Annotated in this window: 35 protein-coding genes and 1 pseudogene; 32 read left to right on the top strand and 4 right to left on the bottom strand. The window is 67.9% G+C overall.

Annotation, left to right across the window (positions count from 1 at the left end; translation table 11 throughout):
- Nucleotides 1-109 precede the first annotated feature (109 nt).
- Nucleotides 110-658 (top strand): GNAT family N-acetyltransferase, encoded by a 549-nt coding sequence (locus tag BN10_RS08800; RefSeq protein ID WP_233354293.1) that lies wholly within the window; start codon nucleotides 110-112, stop codon nucleotides 656-658.
- A 58-nt stretch (nucleotides 659-716) separates the two neighbouring features.
- Here the strand turns inward: BN10_RS08800 and BN10_RS15745 are convergent, their stop codons facing one another.
- The gene (locus BN10_RS15745) at nucleotides 717-1916 is read right to left on the bottom strand and encodes an alpha/beta hydrolase (protein ID WP_051369659.1); all 1200 of its coding nucleotides are present in this window, start codon (nucleotides 1914-1916) and stop codon (nucleotides 717-719) included.
- A 330-nt stretch (nucleotides 1917-2246) separates the two neighbouring features.
- On the opposite strand from BN10_RS15745, the gene rpsL reads away from it, so the two are divergent.
- From rpsL to BN10_RS16380, 5 genes are all read left to right on the top strand, one after another.
- On the top strand, nucleotides 2247-2621 hold the full coding sequence (gene rpsL, locus BN10_RS08790) for a 30S ribosomal protein S12 (protein WP_010850890.1): 375 nt from the start codon (nucleotides 2247-2249) through the stop codon (nucleotides 2619-2621).
- Entirely contained in the window at nucleotides 2621-3091 is a 471-nt protein-coding gene (rpsG, locus tag BN10_RS08785; protein WP_010850889.1) for a 30S ribosomal protein S7, read from the top strand. The genes rpsL and rpsG overlap by 1 nt, the downstream gene beginning before the upstream one ends.
- Before the next feature lie 109 nt (nucleotides 3092-3200).
- Nucleotides 3201-5315, top strand: coding sequence for an elongation factor G (fusA, locus tag BN10_RS08780; protein WP_010850888.1), 2115 nt, complete (start codon nucleotides 3201-3203; stop codon nucleotides 5313-5315).
- 121 nt (nucleotides 5316-5436) lie between these two features.
- Nucleotides 5437-6633 carry an elongation factor Tu gene (tuf, locus tag BN10_RS08775; protein ID WP_010850887.1) on the top strand — a complete coding sequence of 399 codons (1197 nt, stop codon included), beginning with the start codon at nucleotides 5437-5439 and terminating at the stop codon, nucleotides 6631-6633.
- Nucleotides 6634-6876: 243 nt separating this feature from the next.
- Nucleotides 6877-7008, top strand: coding sequence for a LysM peptidoglycan-binding domain-containing protein (locus BN10_RS16380; RefSeq protein WP_010850886.1), 132 nt, complete (start codon nucleotides 6877-6879; stop codon nucleotides 7006-7008).
- An 86-nt stretch (nucleotides 7009-7094) separates the two neighbouring features.
- Here BN10_RS16380 and BN10_RS08770 read toward each other — a convergent pair whose 3' ends face one another.
- Nucleotides 7095-8486, bottom strand: coding sequence for an NAD(P)/FAD-dependent oxidoreductase (locus BN10_RS08770; protein ID WP_010850885.1), 1392 nt, complete (start codon nucleotides 8484-8486; stop codon nucleotides 7095-7097).
- A 42-nt stretch (nucleotides 8487-8528) separates the two neighbouring features.
- Nucleotides 8529-9131, bottom strand: coding sequence for a GNAT family N-acetyltransferase (locus tag BN10_RS08765; protein WP_010850884.1), 603 nt, complete (start codon nucleotides 9129-9131; stop codon nucleotides 8529-8531).
- Between the two features lie 104 nt (nucleotides 9132-9235).
- On the opposite strand from BN10_RS08765, the gene BN10_RS08760 reads away from it, so the two are divergent.
- The 26 genes and pseudogenes from BN10_RS08760 to BN10_RS08635 all read left to right on the top strand — a co-directional run bounded on the left by BN10_RS08760 (nucleotide 9236) and on the right by BN10_RS08635 (nucleotide 23858).
- The gene (locus BN10_RS08760; protein ID WP_010850882.1) at nucleotides 9236-9844 is read left to right on the top strand and encodes a DUF2975 domain-containing protein; all 609 of its coding nucleotides are present in this window, start codon (nucleotides 9236-9238) and stop codon (nucleotides 9842-9844) included.
- A 1-nt stretch (nucleotide 9845) separates the two neighbouring features.
- Complete coding sequence (locus BN10_RS08755; protein ID WP_010850881.1) at nucleotides 9846-10070, top strand: helix-turn-helix domain-containing protein; 225 nt, start codon at nucleotides 9846-9848, stop codon at nucleotides 10068-10070.
- Nucleotides 10071-10669: 599 nt separating this feature from the next.
- A complete protein-coding gene (gene rpsJ, locus BN10_RS08750; RefSeq protein WP_010850879.1) occupies nucleotides 10670-10978 on the top strand; it encodes a 30S ribosomal protein S10 in 309 nt (102 codons plus the stop codon).
- Between the two features lie 11 nt (nucleotides 10979-10989).
- The gene (rplC, locus tag BN10_RS08745) at nucleotides 10990-11640 is read left to right on the top strand and encodes a 50S ribosomal protein L3 (protein ID WP_010850878.1); all 651 of its coding nucleotides are present in this window, start codon (nucleotides 10990-10992) and stop codon (nucleotides 11638-11640) included.
- A 5-nt stretch (nucleotides 11641-11645) separates the two neighbouring features.
- On the top strand, nucleotides 11646-12590 hold the full coding sequence (gene rplD, locus BN10_RS08740; protein ID WP_010850877.1) for a 50S ribosomal protein L4, sunset domain variant: 945 nt from the start codon (nucleotides 11646-11648) through the stop codon (nucleotides 12588-12590).
- Nucleotides 12587-12895, top strand: coding sequence for a 50S ribosomal protein L23 (gene rplW / locus BN10_RS08735; RefSeq protein ID WP_010850876.1), 309 nt, complete (start codon nucleotides 12587-12589; stop codon nucleotides 12893-12895). Before rplD ends, rplW begins: the two co-directional genes overlap by 4 nt.
- A gap of 16 nt (nucleotides 12896-12911) precedes the next feature.
- Entirely contained in the window at nucleotides 12912-13748 is an 837-nt protein-coding gene (gene rplB / locus BN10_RS08730) for a 50S ribosomal protein L2 (RefSeq protein ID WP_010850875.1), read from the top strand.
- A 12-nt stretch (nucleotides 13749-13760) separates the two neighbouring features.
- Nucleotides 13761-14042 carry a 30S ribosomal protein S19 gene (rpsS, locus tag BN10_RS08725; protein WP_010850874.1) on the top strand — a complete coding sequence of 94 codons (282 nt, stop codon included), beginning with the start codon at nucleotides 13761-13763 and terminating at the stop codon, nucleotides 14040-14042.
- Entirely contained in the window at nucleotides 14042-14443 is a 402-nt protein-coding gene (gene rplV / locus BN10_RS08720; protein WP_010850873.1) for a 50S ribosomal protein L22, read from the top strand. The genes rpsS and rplV overlap by 1 nt, the downstream gene beginning before the upstream one ends.
- The gene (rpsC, locus tag BN10_RS08715) at nucleotides 14443-15243 is read left to right on the top strand and encodes a 30S ribosomal protein S3 (protein ID WP_010850872.1); all 801 of its coding nucleotides are present in this window, start codon (nucleotides 14443-14445) and stop codon (nucleotides 15241-15243) included. The genes rplV and rpsC overlap by 1 nt, the downstream gene beginning before the upstream one ends.
- 2 nt (nucleotides 15244-15245) lie before the next feature.
- Nucleotides 15246-15665 (top strand): 50S ribosomal protein L16, encoded by a 420-nt coding sequence (gene rplP / locus BN10_RS08710; RefSeq protein ID WP_010850871.1) that lies wholly within the window; start codon nucleotides 15246-15248, stop codon nucleotides 15663-15665.
- Entirely contained in the window at nucleotides 15665-15907 is a 243-nt protein-coding gene (gene rpmC, locus BN10_RS08705; RefSeq protein WP_010850870.1) for a 50S ribosomal protein L29, read from the top strand. Before rplP ends, rpmC begins: the two co-directional genes overlap by 1 nt.
- A 2-nt stretch (nucleotides 15908-15909) precedes the next feature.
- Nucleotides 15910-16194 carry a 30S ribosomal protein S17 gene (rpsQ, locus tag BN10_RS08700; RefSeq protein WP_010850869.1) on the top strand — a complete coding sequence of 95 codons (285 nt, stop codon included), beginning with the start codon at nucleotides 15910-15912 and terminating at the stop codon, nucleotides 16192-16194.
- Between the two features lie 96 nt (nucleotides 16195-16290).
- Nucleotides 16291-16659: a 50S ribosomal protein L14 gene (rplN, locus tag BN10_RS08695; RefSeq protein WP_010850868.1), complete on the top strand. Its 369-nt coding sequence runs from the start codon at nucleotides 16291-16293 to the stop codon at nucleotides 16657-16659.
- A 3-nt stretch (nucleotides 16660-16662) separates the two neighbouring features.
- On the top strand, nucleotides 16663-17010 hold the full coding sequence (gene rplX / locus BN10_RS08690; protein WP_010850867.1) for a 50S ribosomal protein L24: 348 nt from the start codon (nucleotides 16663-16665) through the stop codon (nucleotides 17008-17010).
- A 5-nt stretch (nucleotides 17011-17015) separates the two neighbouring features.
- Nucleotides 17016-17576, top strand: a complete 561-nt coding sequence (gene rplE, locus BN10_RS08685) for a 50S ribosomal protein L5 (protein ID WP_010850866.1) — start codon at nucleotides 17016-17018, stop codon at nucleotides 17574-17576.
- Nucleotides 17577-17578: 2 nt separating this feature from the next.
- Entirely contained in the window at nucleotides 17579-17764 is a 186-nt protein-coding gene (locus BN10_RS08680; RefSeq protein WP_010850865.1) for a type Z 30S ribosomal protein S14, read from the top strand.
- A gap of 157 nt (nucleotides 17765-17921) precedes the next feature.
- On the top strand, nucleotides 17922-18320 hold the full coding sequence (gene rpsH / locus BN10_RS08675) for a 30S ribosomal protein S8 (protein WP_010850864.1): 399 nt from the start codon (nucleotides 17922-17924) through the stop codon (nucleotides 18318-18320).
- Nucleotides 18321-18332: 12 nt separating this feature from the next.
- Nucleotides 18333-18872, top strand: a complete 540-nt coding sequence (gene rplF, locus BN10_RS08670) for a 50S ribosomal protein L6 (protein WP_010850863.1) — start codon at nucleotides 18333-18335, stop codon at nucleotides 18870-18872.
- A complete protein-coding gene (rplR, locus tag BN10_RS08665) occupies nucleotides 18872-19246 on the top strand; it encodes a 50S ribosomal protein L18 (RefSeq protein WP_010850862.1) in 375 nt (124 codons plus the stop codon). The genes rplF and rplR overlap by 1 nt, the downstream gene beginning before the upstream one ends.
- Nucleotides 19247-19337: 91 nt before the next feature.
- A pseudogene (gene rpsE / locus BN10_RS08660) lies at nucleotides 19338-19998 on the top strand (30S ribosomal protein S5).
- Complete coding sequence (gene rpmD, locus BN10_RS08655; RefSeq protein ID WP_010850859.1) at nucleotides 19998-20180, top strand: 50S ribosomal protein L30; 183 nt, start codon at nucleotides 19998-20000, stop codon at nucleotides 20178-20180. The pseudogene rpsE and the gene rpmD overlap by 1 nt, the downstream one beginning before the upstream one ends.
- 2 nt (nucleotides 20181-20182) lie before the next feature.
- Nucleotides 20183-20662 carry a 50S ribosomal protein L15 gene (gene rplO / locus BN10_RS08650; protein WP_010850858.1) on the top strand — a complete coding sequence of 160 codons (480 nt, stop codon included), beginning with the start codon at nucleotides 20183-20185 and terminating at the stop codon, nucleotides 20660-20662.
- Between the two features lie 217 nt (nucleotides 20663-20879).
- Entirely contained in the window at nucleotides 20880-22196 is a 1317-nt protein-coding gene (gene secY, locus BN10_RS08645; protein ID WP_010850857.1) for a preprotein translocase subunit SecY, read from the top strand.
- Nucleotides 22197-22198: 2 nt separating this feature from the next.
- Nucleotides 22199-22759 (top strand): adenylate kinase, encoded by a 561-nt coding sequence (locus tag BN10_RS08640; RefSeq protein WP_040751186.1) that lies wholly within the window; start codon nucleotides 22199-22201, stop codon nucleotides 22757-22759.
- A 142-nt stretch (nucleotides 22760-22901) separates the two neighbouring features.
- Nucleotides 22902-23858 carry a hypothetical protein gene (locus BN10_RS08635; protein ID WP_051369658.1) on the top strand — a complete coding sequence of 319 codons (957 nt, stop codon included), beginning with the start codon at nucleotides 22902-22904 and terminating at the stop codon, nucleotides 23856-23858.
- An 80-nt stretch (nucleotides 23859-23938) separates the two neighbouring features.
- Here BN10_RS08635 and BN10_RS08630 read toward each other — a convergent pair.
- On the bottom strand, nucleotides 23939-24442 hold a 504-nt coding region (locus BN10_RS08630; RefSeq protein WP_084310997.1), incomplete at its 5' end, for a 5-oxoprolinase subunit C family protein.

Genomic DNA, 24442 nt, shown 5'->3' with positions numbered 1-24442 from the left:
TCCCCCGAAGCGTTGCGTCCGCGTTTTCCGCTGCCAGGCCAGCGGAAAACGCGGACGCTGGGGGCCTGTGGCGTTGTCGGACGCAGGCGGGGAGGGGAGAATCGCCGACGTGACCAACCCGCCCACGCCGAGTGCGGTGACCATCCGCCCCGAAGAGTTGCAGGACGCCGCGGCGGTCCTCGCCCTGATCGACTCGGCCTTCGAGCGCCCGCGGGGGGCGGACCGGTCCGTCGAGTCCGTCCTGGTCGACTGGCTGCGCGAAGACAGTGACGTCATCGCTGAGCTGACGCTGGTCGCCGAGGTCGACGGTGAGATCGTCGGTCAGGTGACGTGCAGTCGGGGCACCCTGGCGGGTCGGCCAAGTGTCGGGTTGGGCCCGATCAGCGTGGCGCCCGATCACCAGCGGCGAGGCGTAGGGTCCGCGCTCATGGAGGCCGCCCTGGCGGCGGCGGAGGTGACCGGCGAACCGGTCGTCGTCCTCCTCGGCGACCCGAAGTACTACTCCCGCTTCGGTTTCGTCCCCGCCTCGACGTTGGGGATCGAGTCACCTGGGCCGTGGGGTGATGCCTACTTCCAGGCGCGGCCGCTCGCGACCTGGTCCGCGGGGCTCGCCGGTCCGTTCCGGTATGCCGCGGCCTTCGAGCGCCTCGTGGACTAACCCCTTCGTGCACCCATCTTCCGCGTCACGCAGAAGTTGGGTTTCGTGGGGCGACGGGTCAACTCGTTGAGGCAAAAGGGGCAAGGAATTCGCGCAACGCGTTCTCGTAGCGCCTCGGGTCGACGTTCCACGAGGCGACGTGCTCCGCGCCGGGCGTCTCGATGAGCCTCACCTGGGGATCGGCCGCTGCGAACTCACGGCTGGTCGCGATCGGCACCGTGGTGTCCGCGTCGCCGTGGAAGACCAGTGTGGGGCGGTCGGCCCAGCGGGTGTCCGAGACGTAGTCGGTGGCGTGCCAGTCGAGGCCGAAGCGCCAGGACGTCAGGCGCTCGGCGCCCCAGGTGACCGGCGCCGGCAGGCTGAGGCCCCCGGGGAAGGCAATCTGCGCAGCCCCCCACTCCACGGTCCGCTGCAGACTGAGCGCGGGCGAGTCCAGGACCACGGCCGTGACCACCGAGGTGTCCTTGGCATGGCGCAGGTAGGACGCGACGATTGCTCCGCCCATGCTCGCGCCCATCAGGACCACGTGCTCGGCACCGTGCGCCACGGCATACCGAACCGCCGCGTCGAGGTCGGGCCACTCGGTGCTCCCGAAGCCGACCCGACCTTTGTCGGCCGGCGGTGAGTCGACGTCGCCGCGGTAGCGAATCGCGAGGGTGGGCATGCCGAGCCCGACGGCAACCGGCGCCATCCGGCTGAACTCGTTGGGCTCGGCGCCCTTGCCGTGGGCCGCGACGAGCCAGGTGGCTCCGGTGCCCGGCTGGAAGGCTGCCTCCAGTGGCCCCTCGGGGCCGGGGAAGGTGACCTGCTGCCACGGTGTCGTGATGCCATGGGGGTGCGCGAAGGTGTGGGCGCCGATCGGCGCGCCCACAGCCGGCCAGGTGCCCTCGGTGAGCCGGGCCTGGCGCAGCACGGACGGCCCGGGGTCGGAGTCGGTGCCTTGGCTGAGCGCGAAGCCGCCCTCCCAGTGCAGGCCCTCGACCATGGCGATGCCGGTGAGGTCACGTTCCTGCCAGGCCAGGCCCGGCGATCCCGCGACCGGGGACAGGCTGATGGTGCCGGCGGCCGGGTCGACGGCGCTGACGGTGAAGGGGCGGTCCCAGGCTCCCGGGACCGCCCGCAGGGCATCGGACTCGATGCGGTCGGAGTAGTACCAGGACGCCCCGACCAGGGCGACCAGGTTCAGCACCACAAAGGCGGCGAGGAGCGCGGCGAGACGACGAGGCCAGCGGCGGCGCGGACTGGGGGCAGGGGCCACGAGCACATTGTGCGCCTACGCCGTGCAGGCGCCGCCGATTTGGGTGGGGGAGCGCGGGCCGGTAGCATGGAACACCGTGTCTGGCCAGGTCCGGACATTCGAGTCGCGCAGGACGGCGCCACCCCGGAAGGGCGGTCCCGAAGCGCACGACGCGCCCACCTCTCGCCGGGCGCCCCATCCTTCACGACACCGCGTGCGGTGTGCGACGGAGCGGGGAGTGCAGGGGGGAGCACCGACGGCGACACTCCCGAGCGCGGGGGTCGAGCCCGAGGCACGACAAGGAGGCAACGGCACCCGCCGTGGCCACAGACCAGAAGCAAAGGAACCAGGTTGCCCACCATCAACCAGCTGGTGCGCAAGGGCCGGCAGGACAAGACCACGAAGGTCTCCACCCCTGCCCTCAAGGGCTCTCCGCAGCGCCGTGGCGTGTGCACGCGCGTGTACACCACCACCCCCAAGAAGCCGAACTCCGCGCTGCGCAAGGTCGCGCGCGTCAAGCTGACCTCCCAGATCGAGGTCACCGCTTACATCCCCGGTGAGGGCCACAACCTCCAGGAGCACTCGATCGTGCTCGTGCGTGGCGGTCGTGTGAAGGACCTCCCCGGTGTCCGCTACAAGATCATCCGCGGCGCCCTCGACACCCAGGGTGTCAAGAACCGCAAGCAGGCACGCAGCCGTTACGGCGCGAAGAAGGTGAAGGGCTGATGCCTCGCAAGGGACCCGCTCCGAAGCGGCCACTCGTCATCGACCCCGTCTACCAGTCCCCGCTGGTGACCCAGTTGGTCAACAAGATCCTCCTCGACGGCAAGAAGTCGATCGCCGAGGGCATCGTCTACGGCGCTCTCGAGGGCTGCCGCGACAAGACCGGCACCGACCCGGTCGCGACCCTCAAGCGCGCGCTCGACAACATCAAGCCGACGCTCGAGGTCAAGTCCCGTCGCGTCGGCGGTGCTACCTACCAGGTCCCCGTCGAGGTCAAGCCCAACCGCGCCACGACCCTGTCGCTGCGCTGGCTGGTCGGCTACAGCCGGCAACGTCGTGAGAAGACGATGACCGAGCGCCTCATGAACGAGATCCTCGACGCGAGCAACGGCCTCGGCGCCGCAGTCAAGCGTCGCGAGGACACCCACAAGATGGCCGAGTCCAACAAGGCCTTCGCGCACTACCGCTGGTGACCCGACGGTCGGTATGCCGCGGCGCTCGCCCGAGCGCGCGGCATACCGACCGGGGGACCGGCCCACGAACAACCCACGCACCACACAAAGCGAACGAGAGCGAAAAGCAGTGGCACAGGACGTCCTGACCGACCTCACCAAGGTTCGGAACATCGGCATCATGGCGCACATCGACGCCGGCAAGACGACGACGACCGAGCGCGTGCTCTTCTACACCGGTGTCAACCGGAAGATGGGCGAGACGCACGACGGTGCCTCGACGACCGACTGGATGGAGCAGGAGAAGGAGCGCGGCATCACCATCACGTCCGCCGCCGTCACCAGCTTCTGGGACAACCACCAGATCAACATCATCGACACTCCCGGACACGTCGACTTCACGGTCGAGGTCGAGCGCTCGCTGCGCGTCCTCGACGGCGCCGTTGCCGTCTTCGACGGCAAGGAGGGTGTGGAGCCGCAGTCCGAGACGGTGTGGCGCCAGGCCGACAAGTACGACGTCCCGCGCATCTGCTTCGTCAACAAGATGGACAAGCTCGGTGCCGACTTCTACTTCACCGTGGACACCATCAAGGACCGCCTCGGCGCCGAGCCGCTGGTGCTGCAGCTCCCGATCGGTGCCGAGTCCGACTTCGTCGGGGTCATCGACCTGGTCGAGATGCGCGCGCTGGTCTGGGAGGGCGACGCCAAGGGTGACGTCACCATGGGCGCCAAGTACGAGGTCCGCGAGATCCCGGCGGAGCTCAAGGACCGTGCCGACGAGTACCACCACCACCTGGTGGAGCGCGTCGCCGAGTCCTCGGACGAGCTGATGGAGAAGTACCTCGAGGAGGGTGAGCTGACCGTTGACGAGCTCAAGGCCGGCATCCGCCAGCTGACGATCACGTCCACGCTCTACCCGGTCCTGTGTGGCTCGGCCTTCAAGAACCGTGGCGTCCAGCCGATGCTCGACGCCGTCGTCGCCTACCTGCCGAGCCCGCTCGACGTGCCCGCCATGAAGGGGCACGCCCCGGGCAACGAGGACGAGCACATCGAGCGCAAGCCGTCGGTCGACGAGCCGTTCTCGGCTCTGGCCTTCAAGGTGGCTGCGCACCCGTTCTTCGGCACGCTGACCTTCATCCGGGTCTACTCGGGCCGGGTCGCCTCGGGCACCCAGGTCATCAACTCGACCAAGCTCAAGAAGGAGCGCATCGGGAAGCTCTTCCAGATGCACGCCAACAAGGAGAACCCGGTCGACGAGGCGCTGGCGGGCCATATCTATGCCGCCATCGGCCTCAAGGGCACCACCACCGGTGACACCCTGGCCGACATCAACAAGCCGGTCGTCCTCGAGTCGATGACCTTCCCGGAGCCCGTCATCCAGGTCGCCATCGAGCCCAAGACCAAGGGTGACCAGGAGAAGCTCGGCACCGCGATCCAGAAGCTCGCCGAAGAGGACCCGACCTTCCAGGTGTCCCTCGACGAGGAGACCGGCCAGACGATCATCGCCGGCATGGGCGAGCTCCACCTCGACATCCTCGTGGACCGCATGCGCCGCGAGTTCAAGGTCGAGGCCAACGTCGGCAAGCCGCAGGTCGCCTACCGGGAGACCATTCGTCGCTCGGTCGAGAAGTTCGACTACACGCACAAGAAGCAGACCGGCGGGTCCGGCCAGTTCGCCAAGATCCAGATCACGCTCGAGCCGCTCGACACCGCCGACGGCGAGCTCTACGAGTTCGTCAACGCCGTCACCGGTGGTCGCGTGCCGCGCGAGTACATCCCGTCGGTCGACCACGGCATCCAGGACGCCATGCAGTACGGCACCCTGGCCGGCTACCCGCTCGTCGGGATCAAGGCGACCCTCGTCGACGGTGCCTACCACGACGTCGACTCCTCGGAGATGGCGTTCAAGATCGCCGGCTCGATGGCGCTCAAGGAGGCCGTCCGCAAGGCCGACCCCGTGCTCCTCGAGCCGATGATGGCCGTCGAGGTGCGCACGCCCGAGGACTACATGGGCGACGTCATCGGTGACATCAACTCTCGTCGTGGCCAGATCCAGGGCATGGAGGACATCAGCGGCGCCAAGGTCGTCCGTGGTCTCGTCCCGCTCTCGGAGATGTTCGGCTACGTCGGCGACCTGCGGTCCAAGACCCAGGGTCGCGCCAGCTTCTCGATGGAGTTCGACTCCTACGCCGAGGTCCCGAAGTCGGTGGCCGAGGAGATCGTGAAGAAGACCCGCGGCGAGTGACCTAGACTGGTCGCTGGTCTCGGACGAGAAACCATCCGAAAAGAACCAACAGAACGACGCCACGTCCTGCCCGGTCGTATCACGGCGTTCATCCAAGAAGAGTCCTGAGGAGGACACAGAAGTGGCGAAGGCAAAGTTCGAGCGGACCAAGCCGCACGTCAACATCGGCACCATCGGTCACATCGACCATGGCAAGACGACGCTGACGGCTGCGATCTCGAAGGTCCTGCACGACAAGTACCCGGAACTGAACCCGCAGTTCGCGTTCGACGACATCGACAAGGCGCCCGAGGAGAAGCAGCGCGGTATCACGATCTCCATCGCGCACATCGAGTACCAGACCGAGGGTCGTCACTACGCCCACGTCGACTGCCCGGGTCACGCGGACTACGTGAAGAACATGATCACCGGTGCGGCCCAGATGGACGGTGCGATTCTCGTCGTCGCCGCCACCGACGGCCCGATGCCGCAGACCAAGGAGCACGTCCTCCTGGCCCGCCAGGTCGGCGTTCCCTACATCGTCGTGGCGCTCAACAAGGCCGACATGGTCGACGACGAGGAGATCCTCGAGCTCGTCGAGATGGAGGTGCGTGAGCTCCTCTCGTCCTACGAGTTCCCGGGCGACGACCTGCCGGTCGTCAAGGTCTCCGCGCTCAAGGCCCTCGAGGGCGACGCCGAGTGGGGCAAGACCGTCCTCGAGCTCATGGACGCCGTCGACGAGTACATCCCCGAGCCCGAGCGTGAGACGGACAAGCCGTTCCTCATGCCCGTCGAGGACGTCTTCACGATCACCGGTCGTGGCACCGTCGTCACCGGTCGTATCGAGCGTGGCATCCTCAAGGTCAACGAGGAGGTCGAGATCGTCGGCATCCACACCGGCCCGGCCACCAAGACGACCGTCACCGGCATCGAGATGTTCCGCAAGCTCCTCGACGAGGGTCGCGCGGGCGAGAACGTCGGCCTGCTCCTTCGTGGCATCAAGCGCGAGGACGTCGAGCGTGGCCAGGTCGTCGTGAAGCCGGGGTCCATCACCCCGCACACGAACTTCGACGCCAACGTCTACATCCTGGGCAAGGACGAGGGCGGCCGTCACACGCCGTTCTACGACAACTACCGCCCGCAGTTCTACTTCCGCACCACGGACGTCACCGGCGTCGTCAAGCTGCCCGAGGGCACCGAGATGGTCATGCCCGGCGACAACACCGAGATGGCCGTCGAGCTGATCCAGCCGATCGCCATGGAGGAGGGCCTCAAGTTCGCCATCCGTGAGGGTGGCCGGACTGTCGGCGCCGGCCGCGTCACCAAGATCACCAAGTGATCTGACGTCGGTCGAGCCACTGGCTCACCGAGAAGGGCCCCGTCTGCTCCGGCAGGCGGGGCCCTTCCGCGTCGGCGGCCCCCCCGCCTCGGGACCCACCGCGCCGATCGGGCGGCAAAGGCGGGGGTATGCCGCGGCGCCGAGCACGCGGCATACCCCTCAGACGGGCGTTGCCGCCCCTACGGCCCGCGACGGCACCTGCCGCCTGTACAGGCCGCAGCCGCCGCAGAGGAGACCTACACGGTGCAGCCCGGCGACACCCTGGGTGAGATCGGTGCGCGCTTCGGCGTCGACTATCACGAGATCGCCCGGGTCAACGGCATCGAGAACCCCGACCTGATCTACCCCGGCCAGGTCTTCACGATCCCGCGCTGACCTCGCATTACGAAGGCCCCGGCTGCATCGTGCAGCCGGGGCCTTCGTGCGCCCACATGGGGGGAGTGAGGGGAGCGAGGGACCGCTCAGGAGGCGGTGGGGCGCCAGGACGTGGGATCGCCCTCGACCGGGGGCAGGTGGGGAGCCTGGGCGGGATCGATGCGCTCGAGCGCGCGCCGACCCAGCACCTGTTGCACCGTGTAGACCCGCTGGGCGCGACCGCGACCGATGAAGGTGACTGCCCAGTGCAGCAAGGTGGTCACGCGCGACTTGAAGCCGATGACGTAGACCAGGTGCAACCCCAACCAGGCCAGCCAGCCGATGAACCCGCCGAACTTCAGGGCGCCGACGCTGACGACCGCACTGAAGCGCGAGATGGTGGCCATCGAGCCCTTGTCGAAGTACCTGAATGGAGGCGGCGCGGGCTTTCCGTCGAGGCGCGCCGTGATGACCTTCGCGGCATACCGCGCACCCTGGATGGCGACCTGTGCAACGCCGGGAAGGCCGTCGAGGGACATCAGGTCACCGACGACGAAGACCTCCGGGCGACCCTTGAGGGTGAGCTCGGGCGTGACCTCGACGCGGCCGGCGCGATCCAGTCCGGACTCACTCTGGGCCGCGAGCTGCTGACCGAGCGGCGAGGCGGACACGCCAGCAGCCCAGACCTTGGCCTTGGACTCGATCCGGGAGCGCTGACCGTCGGGGCCTTCGACCTCCAGGCCGAGGTTGTCGACGTCGATGACCTTGGTCGAGGTCCGGACGTCGACTCCCATCTTCTCCAGACGGCTCACCGCCTTGGCCCCCAGCTCGGGGCCAAAGCTCGGCAACACGGCAGGGCCGGCGTCGAGCAGGATCACCTTGGCGTCCCTGGGGTTGATCGCGCGGAAGTCGTGGCGCAGGGTGCGGTTGGCCAACTCGGAGATCTGCCCGGCCATCTCGACGCCCGTCGGGCCGGCACCGACGACGACGAAGGTGAGCAGACGATCGCGTTCGGCCGACGTGGTCGCGAGCTCGGCGAGCTCGAAGGCGCCGAAGATGCGCCCGCGCAATTCCAGGGCGTCGTCGATCGACTTCATCCCCGGTGCATGCTCGGCGAACTGGTCGTTGCCGAAGTACGACTGACCGGCGCCGGCCGCGACGATGAGGGAGTCATAGGGCGTGACGGTCTGGCGACCGAGCACTTCGTGGGCGACTGTGCGGGTGTCGAGCCCGATGTGGGTGACCTCGCCGAGCAACACGCGGGCGTTGGCCTGCCTGGCCAGGACCTCGCGGGTGGCCGGGGCGATCTCGCCCTCGGACAGCACACCCGTGGCCACTTGGTACAGCAACGGTTGGAAGAGGTGGTGGGTCGTCTTGGCGATGAGGGTGACCTCGACGTCCTTGCGGCGCTTGAGTGCGCGGGCCGCGAAGAGCCCGCCGAAGCCGGACCCGATGATGACGATGCGATGCGGGGTGCTCACGCTGGCCTCAACCGACATGGAGCAACGGTAATGCCCGGGACATCCCCTTTGTGAAATCCTTCACAAAGGGGGTGGATGAGTCGGGTCCGAGTCCGCTGCGGCGGGTGCGGGGCGACCCAGCCAGTCCTCGCGGGTGAGCTCGTAGGTCACCGAGCCGTCCTCCCAGCCCGCCGGTCGGTGATCGTCGGACCACGGCGAACTGCGGGCGTGGGACAGGCCGAGCTTGCGCATGACGCCGCGGCTGCCGAGATTGATCGTCATCGTCTCGGCGATGATCCGCTCCAGTCCCACGGTCCCGAAGCCGTGGTCCACAAGTGCCCGGGCGCCCTCGGTCGCGAGCCCACGACCCCAGGCCTGCCGGTGCAGCCGCCACCCGATCTCGGCCAAGCCGGGACCCTCGAGGGAGAGGCACCACCACCCGACGAACCGGTGACCCTCGTGCCCCACCCAGAAGCCGAGCCCCAAGGCGTCGTCGCTGGGGGAGAGGCGTCCGGGCATGAGCGCGCCGACCTCCTCCCGCGAGCGTGCCGGCCCCAGGAAGCGCATGACCTCGGCGTCGGCGTCGAGCGCGCAGAGGTCGTCGAGGTGCTCCCACTCCATCGGGGAGAGCGTGAGCCGCTCCGTACGGAACGTCGGTCGTCCCCGAAGCGCGCGTGCGGACATGGCGCGAGAACTTAGCCGGTGTCCGCCTTGACATCGTTTGTCGATATACATAATGATTGTCGATGTATCGAGAGTCGATATGGACACTGCCGCAAGGGGAAGACATGAAAGGAAAGCAGTCAAAGGACCTGCTCGAGTTCGACCGCACCGACCGGGTGGGCCTGAGGATCCTGCTCTGGGCCACGGTGGGCCTGGCCTTCGGGGCGCAGGTCCTCGAGCCCCTGTCGGCCTGGGTGAGGGGTCGCCCGATCGAGGTCCCGTTCTTCAGCGAGGTCACCGTGCCCGCCCTGGACAAGGTCGGGACGGGTTACGGCGTCGCCGACTACCTCGTCACGATCGACCAGCCGCAGGCCCTCGACCACCTGTTGGCCGTGCTTCCGGGGATCTTCCTCGTGGCGCTGGCGGTCGCCGGGGCCGTCGTGGTCCAGCGTGTCATGAAAGCCGTGTCGAACGGCGCTCCCTTCGCCGCCGCTCAGGTCGGCCGGCTCCGGCTCCTGGCGGCACTGCTGGCCTTCGGCTCCGTCGTCCACGCCTTCCTCGCCCTGTCGTGCAACGGAGCGATCCTCGGGCGGGCAGACCTCGGAGGACTGTCCCCGGCCCTGTCCTTCTCGTTCCCGTGGCTGCCCATGGTGCTCGGCGTGGTGATCGCCATGATCGCGGAGGCATTCAAGGCCGGTGCGCGCCTCCAGGACGACGTCGAGGGGCTGGTCTGAGATGCCCGTCGACGAGCCGCACCGGGTGCTCTGCCACCTCGACGACCTGCTCGAGCGCCGCGGGATGACGCTGGCCGCCCTGGCCGACGCGGTGGGCGTCACCGTCGTCAACCTCTCCGTCCTGAAGAACAACCGCGCCAAGGCGGTGCGCTTCTCCACCCTCACCGCCATCTGCGAGGCGCTCGACTGCGCGGTGGGGGAGCTGTTCACCATCGCCCCGGAGTGAGTGCCTCGCGGCGGGGCCCTGCCGACGGGCGCCGCCCTGTGCCACTCGGCGCATGCCCTAGTGCGGCGGGCCGGGGCCACCGTTACTGACAGCCCACGCCTTGAGTGTCGGGTTGTCCGTGCCAGGGCACGGACAACCCGACACTCAAGAGCTCGTGCGGCGGATGGGTGACCTCGGCGTCGCGCTGCCAGGTGTCCCGGTCGCGTCGGCCGGGGCGCCCGGGAGGAGCGCGGCGCGCCACGGACTCGGCGGTGGCGCACGCGGCATACGAGGGGGTGATATCGGGGGCGTTGCCCCCGATTTGGGGTATGCCGTGGGGCTCTGGCACACTTGTCAGGTTGCTTGGCGCGTGCCGCCGACCCTGTGGTCGGTGGCGCCCACCGCGACGTTCCAGCACCACCGTGATGGTGGGGCGGAAGGCGCGAAGAGCCGAGCGTTCCGGGTCTCCTGGAACCAGTGATCCCACGAAGCGGGTGCGCGCGAAAGCGTGCGGCCGCGGGACGCGGAGCGGGCGCGACACGCCCGACCGCGGGGGTCGGGGTTCCAGGCGATCCGGCCGACACACGAGTGAGACCAAGCAGAGAGAACGGAAGCCAGATATGGCGGGACAGAAGATCCGCATCCGGTTGAAGTCGTACGACCACGAGGTCATCGACAACTCCGCGCGGAAGATCGTCGACACGGTTCAGCGTGCCGGCGCAACGGTGGTGGGCCCGGTGCCGCTGCCCACGGAGAAGAACGTCTTCGTGGTCATCCGTTCGCCCCACAAGTACAAGGACAGCCGCGAGCACTTCGAGATGCGCACCCACAAGCGCCTCATCGACATCATCGACCCGACGCCCAAGGCCGTCGACTCGCTGATGCGTCTCGACCTCCCGGCTGACGTCAACATCGAGATCAAGCTCTGAGGCATTTCGAGATGACTGCAACCAAGACCGTCAAGGGCCTGCTGGGCAAGAAGCTCGGCATGACCCAGTTGTGGAACGAGGACAACCGCCTCGTTCCTGTCACCGTGATCGAGGTCGGCCAGAACGTGGTCACCCAGATCCGGTCCGAGGAGACCGACGGGTATGCCGCGGTCCAGATCGGCTTCGGCGCGATCGACCCCCGCAAGGTGACCAAGCCGCTGACCGGCCACTTCGAGAAGGCCGGTGTGACCCCCCGCCGCCACCTCGTCGAGCTGCGCACCTCTGACGCGGCCGACTACTCGGCCGGCCAGGAGCTCGCCGCGGACACCTTCGAGGCGGGCACGACCGTCGACGTCACGGGCACCACCAAGGGCAAGGGTTTCGCCGGTGTCATGAAGCGTCACGGCTTCCACGGCGTCTCCTCCTCCCATGGTGCCCACCGCAACCACCGCAAGCCGGGCTCGATCGGTGGCTGCGCCACCCCGGGTCGCGTCTTCAAGGGGATGCGTATGGCCGGCCGCATGGGCGGCGTGCGCCAGACCACCCAGAACCTCACCATCCACGCCGTCGATGTCGAGAAGGGTCTCCTCCTCGTCAAGGGTGCCGTTCCCGGCCCCCGCGGTGGCGTGGTCCTCGTCCGCTCCGCTGCGAAGGGAGCCTGAGTCAGATGGCAACCAAGACTGCTGCCGCCAAGGCCGTGTCGGTTGACCTGCCCGCCGAGATCTTCGATGTGCAGACCAACGTTCCGCTGATCCACCAGGTCGTCGTCGCCCAGCTCGCTGCCGCGCGCCAGGGCACCCACGCCACCAAGACCCGCGGCGAGGTCCGCGGTGGTGGCAAGAAGCCGTACAAGCAGAAGGGCACCGGCCGCGCCCGTCAGGGCTCGACCCGTGCGCCGCAGTTCGCCGGTGGTGGCACCGTCCACGGCCCGCAGCCGCGTGACTACAGCCAGCGCACCCCCAAGAAGATGAAGGCCGCCGCGCTGCGTGGGGCCCTGTCCGACCGGGCGCGCCACGGCCGCATCCACATCGTGGAGGCCCTCGTCACCGGCGAGGCCCCCTCGACCAAAGCCGCCGTCGCACTGCTGGCCGGGCTGACCGAGCGCAAGAACCTGCTCATCGTGCTCGACCGCACCGACATCGTGTCGCTGAAGTCGGTCCGCAACCTCGAGGACGTCCACGTCCTGGCGGTCGACCAGCTCAACACCTACGACGTGCTCTGCGCCGATGACGTGGTCTTCACCAAGGCTGCCTACGACACCTTTGTCGCTGGTCCCGGCGCCATGGTTGCGGGCAGCGAGCCGCTGACCCTTTCCGATGGCACCGACGCGGTGGCCCCGGCCACCGCGGCGGCGGCGCTCGCCCCGGAGCCGGCCGAGGTCGTCGAGGCCGAGGTCGTGGAGCTGCCCAAGGGCGCCAAGGCTCCGCTCAAGGACGGCTCGGCCCCCAAGGGTTACACCGTCAAGGGCAACGCCGACTCGGGTCTCTACCACGAGCCGGACGGCCAGTGGTACGACGCGACGGTTGCCGAGTTCTGGTTCAAGGACGCCGATGCCGCTGAGGCCGCGGGCTTCACCAAGGCCGGCAGCAAGAAGAAGGACGGCGACAAGTGAGCACCGCAATCAACCGCAAGCACGCCCGCGACATCCTGATCGCGCCGGTCGTGTCCGAGAAGAGCTACGGCCTGCTCGACGAGGGCAAGTACACCTTCATCGTCGACCCGCGCTCGAACAAGACCGAGATCAAGATCGCCGTCGAGGAGATCTTCGGGGTCAAGGTCGACTCGGTCCACACGATGAACCGACCGGGCAAGGCTCGCCGCACCCGGTTCGGCACCGGCAAGCGCAAGGACACCAAGCGCGCCATCGTCACCCTCCGCGAGGGCACCATCGACATCTTCGGCAGCGCCGGCGCCTGAGGAGACAGAAGAGATCATGGGTATCCGTAAGTACAAGCCGACGACGCCTGGCCGTCGTGGCTCGAGCGTGGCCGACTTCGTCGAGATCACTCGCTCGACGCCCGAGAAGTCACTCGTTCGCCCGCTGAGCAAGACCGGTGGCCGCAACGCCAACGGTCGCATCACCACCCGTCACATCGGTGGTGGCCACAAGCGCGCCTACCGCGTCATCGACTTCCGTCGCCACGACAAGGACGGCGTGCCTGCCAAGGTCGCTCACATCGAGTACGACCCGAACCGCACCGCCCGCATCGCGCTGCTGCACTACGCCGATGGCGAGAAGCGCTACATCCTGGCCCCCAAGGGCCTCGAGCAGGGTCAGCCGATCGAGAACGGTCCGGGCGCCGACATCAAGCCGGGCAACAGCCTGCCGCTGCGCAACATCCCGACCGGTACGGTCGTGCACGCGGTGGAGCTCAAGCCGGGCGGTGGCGCCAAGATCGCCCGCTCCGCAGGCGTCCGCGTCCAGCTCGTCGCCAAGGACGGCCCCTACGCCCAGTTGCGTATGCCGTCCGGTGAGATCCGCAACGTCGACGTGCGCTGCCGCGCGACCGTCGGTGAGGTCGGCAACGCCGAGCAGAGCAACATCAACTGGGGCAAGGCCGGCCGCATGCGGTGGAAGGGTAAGCGCCCGACCGTCCGTGGTGTCGTCATGAACCCGGTGGACCACCCGCACGGTGGTGGTGAGGGTCGCACCTCCGGTGGCCGTAACCCGGTCAGCCCGTGGGGTCAGCCGGAGGGTCGCACGCGTCGCCCCGGCAAGCCCAGCGACAAGCTCATCGTCCGTCGTCGTCGTACCGGCAAGAAGCGCTGATAGGAGCCTGGAATGCCTCGTAGCCTGAAGAAGGGCCCCTTCATCGATGACCACCTTCAGAAGAAGGTGGACGCCCAGAACGATGCCGGGACCAAGAACGTCATCAAGACCTGGTCGCGTCGTTCGGTGATCTCACCGGACATGCTCGGCCACACCTTCGCCGTCCACGACGGCCGCAAGCACGTCCCGGTGTTCGTCACCGAGTCGATGGTCGGCCACAAGCTCGGCGAGTTCGCCCCGACCCGCACGTTCAAGGGTCACATCAAGGACGACAAGAAGGGACGTCGTCGCTGATGCACACCAAGCAGTTCGCAGACGTCGCCGGCTCCGCCCACGCCAGTGCGCGCCATGTGCGCGTCACGCCGATGAAGGCGCGCCGGATGATCGACCTCATCCGTGGCAAGAACGCCGCCGAGGCCACCACCGTGCTTCGTTTCGCCCCCCAGGGTGCGAGCGAGCCGGTGCTCAAGGTCCTCGAGAGCGCCATCGCCAATGCGCGGGTCAAGGCCGACAAGACCGCCGAGCGCTTCGACGAGCGTGAGCTCGTCGTCGCCGCGGCCTACGTCGACGAAGGCCCCACGATGAAGCGTTTCCGTCCGCGCGCCCAGGGCCGCGCGAGCCGGATCAACAAGCGCACGAGCCACATCACCGTGGTCGTCGCTCCCCAGGTTGCCAAGAACGGAGGTAAGGGCTGATGGGTCAGAAGGTCAACCCACACGGCTTCCGTCTGGGCATCACGACGGAGCACAAGAGCCGCTGGTTCGCCGACTCCACCAAGGAGGGTCAGCGTTACCGCGACTACGTCAAGGAAGATGTCGCGATCCGCAAGCTCATGTCCGAGGGCATGGACCGCGCCGGCATCGCCCGCGTCGACATCGAGCGCACCCGTGACCGTGTCCGCGTGGACATCCACACGGCACGCCCGGGCATCGTCATCGGTCGCCGTGGCGCCGAGGCCGACCGCATCCGCGGTGAGCTCGAAAAGCTGACCAAGAAGCAGGTCCAGCTCAACATCCTCGAGGTCAAGAACCCCGAGACCGAGGCCCAGCTCGTGGCCCAGGGCATTGCCGAGCAGCTGTCTGCCCGCGTGTCCTTCCGTCGCGCCATGCGCAAGGGCATGCAGTCGGCCACGCGCGCTGGTGCCAAGGGCATCCGGGTCCAGGTCTCCGGTCGTCTCGGCGGCGCCGAGATGTCCCGCACGGAGTTCTACCGTGAGGGTCGGGTCCCGCTGCACACGCTGCGCGCCAACATCGACTACGGCTTCTACGAGGCCAAGACGACCTTCGGCCGGATCGGCGTGAAGGTCTGGATCTACAAGGGTGACCTCACCGCTCGTGAGCTGGCGGCCCAGCAGGCCACCGCGCCGCGCCAGGGTCGTGGCCCGCGTCGCGACGGTGCGGACCGTCCGGCCCGCGCCCGCCGTGAGGACACCGCCACCGCAGCGCCGGTTGAGGCTCCCGTCGAGGCCGCCGCCAGCACCGAGGGCGAGGCCTGAGCATGTTGATTCCCCGTCGCGTCAAGCACCGCAAGCAGCACCACCCGGGTCGTTCGGGCGCTGCCAAGGGTGGCACGACGCTTGCATTCGGCGACTACGGCATCCAGGCACTCACGCCGGCCTACGTCACCAACCGTCAGATCGAGTCCGCGCGTATCGCGATGACCCGATACATCAAGCGTGGTGGAAAGGTGTGGATCAACATCTACCCCGACCGCCCGCTGACCAAGAAGCCCGCGGAGACCCGCATGGGTTCCGGTAAGGGTTCGCCCGAGTGGTGGATCGCCAACGTCAAGCCGGGCCGCATCATGTTCGAACTCTCGGGTGTCCCCGAGGAGACCGCTCGCGAGGCCATGCGCCTGGCGATGCACAAGCTCCCGATGAAGACCCGCTTCGTCACGCGTGAGGGTGGTGACATCTGATGGCCATCGGTTCCACGGACCTGACGTCCAGCGAGCTGCGCGGCATGGACGACGACAAGCTCGTCGACGAGCTCCGCAAGGCCAAGGAGGAGCTGTTCAACCTCCGGTTCCAGTCGGCCACCGGCCAGCTGGACAACCACGGCCGGCTCCGTGCGGTCCGCAAGGACATCGCCCGGATCTACACCGAGATGCGTGAGCGCGAGCTCGGCATCGGCTCCGCCCCGGCGAAGAGCGAGGCCTGAGCATGAGCGAGAAGAAGGACAGCGTGGAGAGCGTCGACCGCAACTACCGCAAGACCCGTCAGGGTTATGTCGTCAGCGACAAGATGGAGAAGACCGTCGTCGTCGAGGTCGAGGACCGCGTCAAGCACGCGCTCTACGGCAAGGTCATGCGCCGCTCGCACAAGGTCAAGGCCCACGATGAGGCCAACTCCGCCGGCATCGGTGACCGCGTTCTCATCATGGAGACCCGCCCGCTCAGCGCCTCGAAGCGCTGGCGCGTGGTGGAGATCCTCGAGAAGGCCAAGTAAGTCGTACGCGATGGGCCCTGGCCCTCGCACCCCCCGCAGTTCGGCAAGGCTCCGCCCCTTGGGTGGAGAACCGGCACGACATTTAGGAGATAGCAAGTGATCCAGCAGGAGTCGCGACTGCGTGTCGCCGACAACACGGGTGCCAAGGAGATTCTCTGCATCCGCGTTCTCGGTGGCTCCGGCCGCCGGTATGCCGGCATCGGCGACACCATCGTCGCCACCGTCAAGGACGCCATCCCCGGCGGCAACGTCAAGAAGGGCGATGTCGTCAAGGCCGTCATCGTGCGCACCGTCAAGGAGCGCCGCCGCGCCGATGGCTCGTACATCAAGTTCGACGAGAACGCCGCCGTCATCCTGAAGAACGACGGGGACCCGCGTGGGACCCGCATCTTCGGCCCGGTCGGCCGTGAGCTTCGGGAGAAGAAGTTCATGAAGATCATCTCGCTCGCACCGGAGGTGCTCTGACTCATGGCGAAGATGAAGATCAAGAAGGGCGACACCGTGCAGGTGCTCGCCGGCAAGGACAAGGGCAGCACCGGCAAGGTCATCGCGGTCTACCGCGAGTCCGAGCGAGTGCTCGTCGAGGGTGTCAACCGCGTGACCCGCCACACCAAGGCCGGTCAGAGCGCGCGTGGCACCAACACCGGTGGGCTCGTCGTCCAGGAAGCGCCGATCCACGTGAGCAACGTGGCCGTCGTCGACGCCTCGGACAAGAAGCCGACCCGTATCAAGACCCGCGTCGAGACCGTCGAGCGCGACGGCCGGTCCAAGACCGTCCGCACCCGCGTCGGCGCGCGCTCGGGCAAGGACCTGTGAGAGACATGGCTGACACTGCAACCAAGCCCCGCCTCAAGGCGCGCTACCAGGACGAGATCAAGTCCTCGCTGATGGACCAGTTCGCGTTCGCGAACGTCATGCAGGTCCCCGGCGTTGTCAAGGTCGTCGTGAACATGGGTGTCGGCGACGCGGCCAAGGACAGCAAGCTCATCGAGGGTGCCGTCCGCGACCTGACAGCCATCACCGGTCAGAAGCCGGTTGTCACCAAGGCCCGCAAGTCGATCGCCCAGTTCAAGCTGCGCGAGGGTATGCCGATCGGCGCCCACGCGACGCTGCGCGGGGACCGCATGTGGGAGTTCCTCGACCGTCTGGTGTCGGTGGCCCTGCCGCGTATCCGCGACTTCCGTGGCCTGTCGCCCAAGCAGTTCGACGGCCGGGGCAACTACACCTTCGGTCTGACCGAGCAGTCGATGTTTCACGAGATCGACCAGGACAAGATCGACCGCGTCCGCGGCATGGACATCACGATCGTCACGACCGCGACGACCGACGACGAGGGACGCGCGCTGCTCAAGGCGCTCGGCTTCCCGTTCAAGGAGAACTGAGCATGGCCAAGACCGCCCTGATCAACAAGGCGAACAAGAAGCCGAAGTTCGGCGTCCGCGCCTACACGCGCTGCCAGCGCTGCGGCCGTCCGCACTCGGTCTACCGCAAGTTCGGCCTGTGCCGGATCTGCCTGCGCGAGATGGCGCACCGCGGCGAGCTGCCCGGTGTCACCAAGTCGTCCTGGTGACGATCACCTTCAGTCCTTCGGGTATGCCGCGGGCCTTTGCGCCCGTGACCCACCCACCCGCCGTGAGCACACGGCATACGAGAACACAGACCATCTACATCGAAGGTCCGCCCGCCCCGCGGGAGGAAACCACGGTGAGAAGGGGCGGAGAAGCCTCATGACCATGACAGACCCGATCGCGGACATGCTGACCCGCGTCCGGAACGCCAATTCGGCGCACAAGGACGCGGTGTCGATGCCGTTCAGCAAGCTCAAGTCGCACATCGCGGAGATCCTCGAGGCGGAGGGCTACATCGCCTCCTGGACCGTCGAGGACGCCGAGGTCGGCAAGACGCTGACGATCAACCTCAAGTACGGCCCCAACCGGGAGCGCTCCATCGCCGGTGTGCGACGCGTCTCCAAGCCGGGCCTTCGCGTCTACGCCAAGTCCACCAACCTTCCCAAGGTGCTCGGTGGCCTCGGCATCGCGATCATCTCGACGTCGTCCGGACTGCTCACCGACAAGCAGGCCGCCAACAAGGGTGTGGGTGGGGAAGTCCTCGCCTACATCTGGTAAGGGGCTGCTGCCATGTCGCGCATTGGACGCCAGCCGGTCGCCATCCCCTCGGGTGTGACCGTGAACGTCGACGGCCAGACCGTCACCGTCAAGGGCCCGAAGGGCGAGCTGACCCACACCGTGGTCTCCCCGATCACGGTGGAGCAGGGTGAGTCCGGCCTCGAGGTCAAGCGCCCCAACGACGAGCGTGACTCGCGCTCGCGTCACGGCCTGACCCGGACCCTCATCAACAACATGGTCATCGGGGTCACCGAGGGCTACGAGAAGAAGCTCGAGATCCACGGCACGGGTTACCGCGTCCTGGCCAAGGGCTCCAACCTCGAGTTCGCCCTCGGCTACAGCCACTCGATCACCGTCGAGCCGCCGGCCGGCATCACCTTCGTGGTCGAGAACCAGACCCGCTTCTCGGTGCAGGGCATCGACAAGCAGCTCGTCGGTGAGGTCGCCGCCAACATCCGCAAGCTCCGCAAGCCCGACCCGTACAAGGCCAAGGGCGTCCGCTACGCGGGCGAGCACATCCGCCGCAAGGTCGGAAAGGCTGGGAAGAAGTAATGGGACAGATCATCAAGCGTGCCAAGGGCAAGTCGGCCGCACGCGGCCGTCGGCACAACCGCCTGCGCAAGCACCTGGCCGGCACCGCTGCGCGTCCGCGCCTCGTGGTGTCCCGCAGCGCCCGGCACATCTTCGTCCAGGTCGTCGACGACTCGATCGGCCAGACCGTGGCCTCGGCGTCCACCATGGAGGCCGACCTGCGCGGCTTCGTGGGTGACAAGACCGCCAAGGCCAAGAAGGTCGGCGAGCTCGTCGCCGAGCGCGCCAAGGCTGCCGGTGTCGACGCGGTCGTCTTCGACCGTGGCGGCAACAAGTACCACGGCCGCGTCGCCGCCATTGCGGACGGCGCTCGCGAGGGAGGCCTGACCCTTTGACCACCCCACAAAGTGCTCGCTGCGCTCGCTACTTTGCGGGGGCCCCGATCGCACGTGCAGTTGCTTTCGAGATTGAGATGAGGAACATCTGATGCCAGGACCCCAGCGTCGAGGCACCGGAGCCGCAGCCGGCGGCGACCGTCCCGAGCGCGGCGAGCGCCGCGGTCGCGACGACCGTCGTGGCGGCCGCGAGCCCCGCGAGGCCGAGAAGAGCCAGTACCTGGAGCGCGTCGTGACCATCAACCGGGTCGCGAAGGTCGTCAAGGGTGGCCGTCGCTTCAGCTTCACCGCGCTCGTCGTCGTCGGTGACGGTGACGGCACCGTCGGTGGGCTACGGCAAGGCCAAGGAGGTGCCCGCGGCGATCGCCAAGGGCGTCGAGGAGGCGAAGAAGCAGTTCTTCAGGGTTCCTCGGATCCAGGGCACCATCCCGCACCCCGTCCAGGGTGAGGCCGCTGCCGGTGTCGTCATGCTCCGCCCCGCCAGCCCCGGTACCGGTGTCATCGCCGGTGGCCCGGTGCGTGCGGTGCTGGAGTGCGCCGGCATCCACGACGTGCTGTCCAAGAGCCTTGGCTCGGACAACGCGATCAACATCGTCCACGCGACGGTCGAGGCCCTGCGTGGTCTCGAGCGCCCGGAGGCCGTGGCGGCTCGCCGTGGCCTGCCGGTCGACCAGGTCGCCCCGGCCGCCATGCTCCGCGCCCAGGCGGCGGGCCTGGAGGCCGAGCGTGCCGCTGCCAAGGCTGGTGCGTGATGGGTCGTCTCAAGGTCACCCAGACCCGCGGCAAGGTCGGCACGCTGCAGCAGCACCGTGACACCCTGCGGACCCTGGGTCTGAAGCGCATCAACGACGTCGTCGTCAAGGAGGACCGCCCGGAGATCCGTGGCATGGTCCGTGCGGTGGCCCACCTGGTCACCGTTGAGGAGGTTGACTGACCATGGCCGACAAGAAGGCCGGCACCGAGAACGCCGCTGCGGCGCTCAAGGTGCACCACCTGCGCCCCGCACCGGGTGCGAAGACCGCCAAGACCCGCGTGGGTCGTGGTGAGGGTTCCAAGGGCAAGACCGCGGGACGCGGTACCAAGGGTACGAAGGCTCGCTACCAGGTCCCCGAGTCCTTCCAGGGTGGCACCACGCCGCTGCACATGCGGTTCCCGAAGCTTCGCGGCTTCAAGAACCCGTTCAAGACGACCTACCAGGTCGTCAACCTGGACAAGCTGTCGGCGCTCTACCCCAAGGGTGGGGACGTCACGATCGACGACCTCATCGCCAAGGGTGCTGTCCGCGACGGTCACCTCGTCAAGGTGCTCGGCACCGGCGAGATCACCGTGGCCGTGAACGTCACTGCTGACGCGGTGTCGTCCAGCGCCAAGGAGAAGATCGAGGCAGCGGGCGGTTCGGTCACCCTCGCGGGCTGACCTGACCTTTCGCTCCACCAGCGCGTATGCCGCGGAGCCGACCTCGCGCCGAAGGTGACTTCGGGTGTGGGAACCGGCCCCGCGGCATACCGCGTTTGCAGGGAGGGTGTCGCACGACACCGTGAGGGAGGGCCACGGCGGGCGCCGGGGTATCTTTTCCTCGACTGACTTCGACGCGGGCGCCGTGATCCGGCCGGCCCGCACCCATGGAGGACTTGTGCTCACCGCCTTCGGCCGCGCGTTCAAAACGCCGGACCTGCGCAAGAAGCTGCTCTTCACGTTCTTGATCATCGTGGTCTACCGGCTGGGCGCGCACGTGCCGACCCCGGGTGTCAGCTACAAGGCCGTGCAGGAGTGCATGGTGGGTGCGGACTCGACCCAGGGCTTCCTCGGGCTGGCCAACCTCTTCAGCGGTGGCGCACTGCTCCAGTTGTCGATCTTCGCGCTCGGGATCATGCCCTACATCACGGCGTCGATCATCATCCAGTTGCTCACCGTCGTCATCCCGCGCTTCGAGGCACTGAAGAAGGAGGGGCAGGCGGGCCAGACGAAGATGACGCAGTACACGCGTTACCTGACGATCGGCCTGGCGATCCTGCAGAGTTCGACGCTCATCACCTTTGCGCAGAACCCCTCGCAGCTCTTCGGCAACCCGAAGTGCACCCAGATCCTCACCGACAACTCGGTGGTCACGATCCTCATCATGGTGCTCACGATGACCGCCGGCACCGGTCTGATCATGTGGCTGGGCGAGCTCGTCACCGACCGCGGCGTCGGCAACGGCATGTCCATCCTCATCTTCACCTCGATCGCGGCTGGCTTCCCCGGCTCGCTGTGGGCGATCCAGCAGCGCGACGGCCGCTGGGACATCTTCTTGGGCGTCATCCTCATGGGCTTCTTGATCATCGCCCTGGTCGTCTTCGTCGAGCAGTCGCAGCGGCGCATCCCGGTGCAGTATGCGAAGCGGATGGTTGGGCGGCGCGTCTATGGCGGGACCTCGACCTACATCCCGATGAAGGTCAACATGGCCGGTGTCATCCCGGTCATCTTCGCGGCCTCCCTGATCGCGCTGCCGGCGCTCGCGGCGCAGTTCGCGGTCAAGCCGGACGGCACCGGGCCCGCGTGGGCGACGTGGGTGCAGACCTACTTCGTGCGCGGTGACCACCCGCTCTACATGGTCGCCTACACGCTGCTCATCCTCTTCTTCACGTTCTTCTACGTGTCGATCACGTTCAACCCGACCGAAGTCGCCGACAACATGAAGAAGTACGGCGGCTTCATCCCGGGTATTCGCGCCGGGCGACCCACGGCCGAGTACCTCCAGTACGTCCTCACCAGGATCACTGTTCCCGGCGCGATCTACCTCGCGCTGATCTCGCTCATCCCGCTCATCGCGCTGGTGCTCGTCGGCGCCAACCAGAACTTCCCGTTCGGTGGCACCTCGATCCTCATCATCGTCGGTGTGGGGCTGGAGACGGTCAAGCAGATCGAGTCCCAGCTCCAGCAGCGTCATTACGAAGGGTTCCTCAGGTGACCATGCGTCTGATCATCCTCGGCCCGCCCGGTGCCGGTAAGGGCACGCAGGCTGCCCGCATCGCCGAGCACTTCGGGATTCCCCCGATCTCGACCGGCGACATCTTCCGCGCCAACATCAAGAACGAGACCCCGCTGGGGCTCGAGGTGAAGTCGATCCTCGCGGCCGGGGGGTATGTCTCGGACGACATCACCAACGCCATCGTCGAGTCCCGGCTCGCCGAGGCCGACTGCGAGCCGGGGTTCCTGCTGGACGGCTACCCGCGGACCCTGGGCCAGGTCGATGCCCTCGACGAGATGCTCGCCAAGGGTGACCGCCCGCTGGAGCGCGTGCTCGAGCTGGTCGTGCCCGACGACGCCGTCGTGGCGCGCCTGCTCAAGCGGGCCGAGATCGAAGGTCGCGCCGACGACACCGAGGAGGTCATCCGCGAGCGGATGGCGATCTACCACCGCGAGACCCGTCCGCTCTCCGAGGCGTATGCCGAGCGCGGCCTGCTCGTCGCGGTCGACGGCGAGGGCTCCATGGACGAGGTCTTCGACCGGATCGTGCGCGCCCTCTCCTGACGTCGTCATCCACCCCGCTCCATACAGTCGAGTGAGGAGAACACGCCGTATGCCGATGTGCTGATACGGCGTGTTCTCCTCACTCGTTTCTGGGCTGGGGATAACTCGGAAGCCGAATCGCCGGATGCGGTTCGCTACCGGTATGAAGCCGCGCTCGCTCCCCGCGTCCATCGAGGGCCGCGCCTTCAGCGTGCGTGAGGCCAGAGAGCTGGGCGTGAGCTGCCGTCGTCCCGACCATGTCTCGCCCACGCGCGGAGTCAGGGCGGCGCAGGCGCCGTCCGACGTCGTCGAGCGAGCGCGTGCCTTCCAGGTGGGACTTGCCGAGCGCACCGCCTACTCCCATGTCACGGCCGCAGAGCTCTGGTGCCTCCCGTTGCCCAGGTCGCTGGAGGGAGCGACCGCGCTCGACGTCATGACGACCACGCGCGGGGGGCAGGTGCTTCGTGCCGGGTGCCAGGGCCATCGTGGGCTGGAACGCCGCGACATCACGCTCGTCGATGACCTGCGCGTGACAGCGCTGCCGGAGACCTGGTGCGATCTGGCCGAACTCGGTCGGCGCCGACTGGGCGTCGAGGACCTGGTGGTGATCGGCGATACCTGCGTTCGGCTGCTCGATGAGGGTCGACGGGCCGATGTCCGACCGGGTGCGACGACCTCGCCCGGGGTCCGCGCGCTGCACGAGGCGCTTGGACGCCGAGTGCGCCCCAGGGGCAAGGTGATGCTCCGGGAGGCACTCGACCTCATCCGGCCTCGGGTGAAGTCGCCCATGGAGTCCCGGGCTCGGTTGATGTTCGTGCGTGCGGGCTTCCCCGAGCCGGTCGTCAATCTGCCGATTCTCGACGAGGCCGGTGACTTCCTTGCCGAGGGCGACCTGGTGTGGCCGGACCAGCGGGTCATCGGGGAGTACCAAGGCGAGCACCATGCCGATCGCAGGCGACGAAGCGCCGACTCGGGGCGAGGGCACCTGCTGCGTAGCCACATCTGGACCCACGAGGAGCTCTGGGCCGAGGACGTCTTCCATCGACCCCGGCGCATCGCGGCGCTGCGCCGGTTCGCCGAACACCTGGATCTGGACCCGAAGACCCTGCTCATCGCCTGACACGGCCCTCGGTCCCGGGGCCAGACAGTCGAGTGAGGAGAACATGCCGTATCGCGCGCGCGGCATGCGGCATGTTCTCCTCACTCGACTGTCTGAGACGGGGGCCAGGACGCAGAGGCGGGTATGGGGCTGAAGCGGATGCGGTCGCCGGGGCGGAGCTGGCCGGCGCGGTCGAGGTCGGCCTCGACCACCACCGCGATGACGGGATAGCCCCCGGTGGTCGGGTGGTCGGCGAGGAAGATGATCGGATGCCCGGACGGTGGCACCTGCACAGCGCCCGCCACGATGCCCTCGCTGGGCAGCTCCTCGGGGCGCGAGCGCGCCAGCGCCGGCCCGCAGAGGCGCACGCCGACGCGGTCGAGGTCCGCGCTCACCGCCCACTCCGTATGCCGCAGGGTTTCCAGGGCATCGGCGGTGAACCAGTCGTCGCGCGGCCCGAGGACGACCCGCAGGTCGGTGATCGATCCCCAGCGGTAGGCCGGGTCGGCGTCCACCCAGCCCGATGGGCTCGCAGCCGCGCGGGCGGCGCCCACGCGAAGGCGGTCCCCGACGGCCAGGGGCGGCGGCCCGAGCCCGCTCGTGGG

Origin of the sequence: Phycicoccus elongatus Lp2 (assembly GCF_000367525.1) — a bacterium.
In the GTDB taxonomy this organism is placed as follows: Bacteria; Actinomycetota; Actinomycetes; order Actinomycetales; family Dermatophilaceae; genus Phycicoccus_A; species Phycicoccus_A elongatus.
The sequence above is the reverse complement of the archived record's forward strand: the minus strand, read 5'-3'. Positions and strand labels throughout refer to the sequence as shown.

Excerpts from the sequence above, each read along its gene's own strand:
- rpsG (WP_010850889.1), top strand. The coding sequence starts at position 2,621 with ATGCCTCGCAAGGGACCCGCTCCGAAGCGGCCACTCGTCATCGACCCC.
- BN10_RS08770 (WP_010850885.1), bottom strand. The coding sequence starts at position 8,486 with ATGTCGGTTGAGGCCAGCGTGAGCACCCCGCATCGCATCGTCATCATC.
- BN10_RS08765 (WP_010850884.1), bottom strand. The coding sequence starts at position 9,131 with ATGTCCGCACGCGCGCTTCGGGGACGACCGACGTTCCGTACGGAGCGG.
- BN10_RS08760 (WP_010850882.1), top strand. The coding sequence starts at position 9,236 with ATGAAAGGAAAGCAGTCAAAGGACCTGCTCGAGTTCGACCGCACCGAC.
- BN10_RS08755 (WP_010850881.1), top strand. The coding sequence starts at position 9,846 with ATGCCCGTCGACGAGCCGCACCGGGTGCTCTGCCACCTCGACGACCTG.
- rpsJ (WP_010850879.1), top strand. The coding sequence starts at position 10,670 with ATGGCGGGACAGAAGATCCGCATCCGGTTGAAGTCGTACGACCACGAG.
- rplC (WP_010850878.1), top strand. The coding sequence starts at position 10,990 with ATGACTGCAACCAAGACCGTCAAGGGCCTGCTGGGCAAGAAGCTCGGC.
- rplD (WP_010850877.1), top strand. The coding sequence starts at position 11,646 with ATGGCAACCAAGACTGCTGCCGCCAAGGCCGTGTCGGTTGACCTGCCC.
- rplB (WP_010850875.1), top strand. The coding sequence starts at position 12,912 with ATGGGTATCCGTAAGTACAAGCCGACGACGCCTGGCCGTCGTGGCTCG.
- rpsS (WP_010850874.1), top strand. The coding sequence starts at position 13,761 with ATGCCTCGTAGCCTGAAGAAGGGCCCCTTCATCGATGACCACCTTCAG.
- rplV (WP_010850873.1), top strand. The coding sequence starts at position 14,042 with ATGCACACCAAGCAGTTCGCAGACGTCGCCGGCTCCGCCCACGCCAGT.
- rpsC (WP_010850872.1), top strand. The coding sequence starts at position 14,443 with ATGGGTCAGAAGGTCAACCCACACGGCTTCCGTCTGGGCATCACGACG.
- rplP (WP_010850871.1), top strand. The coding sequence starts at position 15,246 with ATGTTGATTCCCCGTCGCGTCAAGCACCGCAAGCAGCACCACCCGGGT.
- rpmC (WP_010850870.1), top strand. The coding sequence starts at position 15,665 with ATGGCCATCGGTTCCACGGACCTGACGTCCAGCGAGCTGCGCGGCATG.
- rpsQ (WP_010850869.1), top strand. The coding sequence starts at position 15,910 with ATGAGCGAGAAGAAGGACAGCGTGGAGAGCGTCGACCGCAACTACCGC.
- rplX (WP_010850867.1), top strand. The coding sequence starts at position 16,663 with ATGGCGAAGATGAAGATCAAGAAGGGCGACACCGTGCAGGTGCTCGCC.
- rplE (WP_010850866.1), top strand. The coding sequence starts at position 17,016 with ATGGCTGACACTGCAACCAAGCCCCGCCTCAAGGCGCGCTACCAGGAC.
- BN10_RS08680 (WP_010850865.1), top strand. The coding sequence starts at position 17,579 with ATGGCCAAGACCGCCCTGATCAACAAGGCGAACAAGAAGCCGAAGTTC.
- rpsH (WP_010850864.1), top strand. The coding sequence starts at position 17,922 with ATGACCATGACAGACCCGATCGCGGACATGCTGACCCGCGTCCGGAAC.
- rplF (WP_010850863.1), top strand. The coding sequence starts at position 18,333 with ATGTCGCGCATTGGACGCCAGCCGGTCGCCATCCCCTCGGGTGTGACC.
- rplR (WP_010850862.1), top strand. The coding sequence starts at position 18,872 with ATGGGACAGATCATCAAGCGTGCCAAGGGCAAGTCGGCCGCACGCGGC.
- rpmD (WP_010850859.1), top strand. The coding sequence starts at position 19,998 with ATGGGTCGTCTCAAGGTCACCCAGACCCGCGGCAAGGTCGGCACGCTG.
- rplO (WP_010850858.1), top strand. The coding sequence starts at position 20,183 with ATGGCCGACAAGAAGGCCGGCACCGAGAACGCCGCTGCGGCGCTCAAG.
- BN10_RS08640 (WP_040751186.1), top strand. The coding sequence starts at position 22,199 with ATGCGTCTGATCATCCTCGGCCCGCCCGGTGCCGGTAAGGGCACGCAG.
- BN10_RS08635 (WP_051369658.1), top strand. The coding sequence starts at position 22,902 with ATGAAGCCGCGCTCGCTCCCCGCGTCCATCGAGGGCCGCGCCTTCAGC.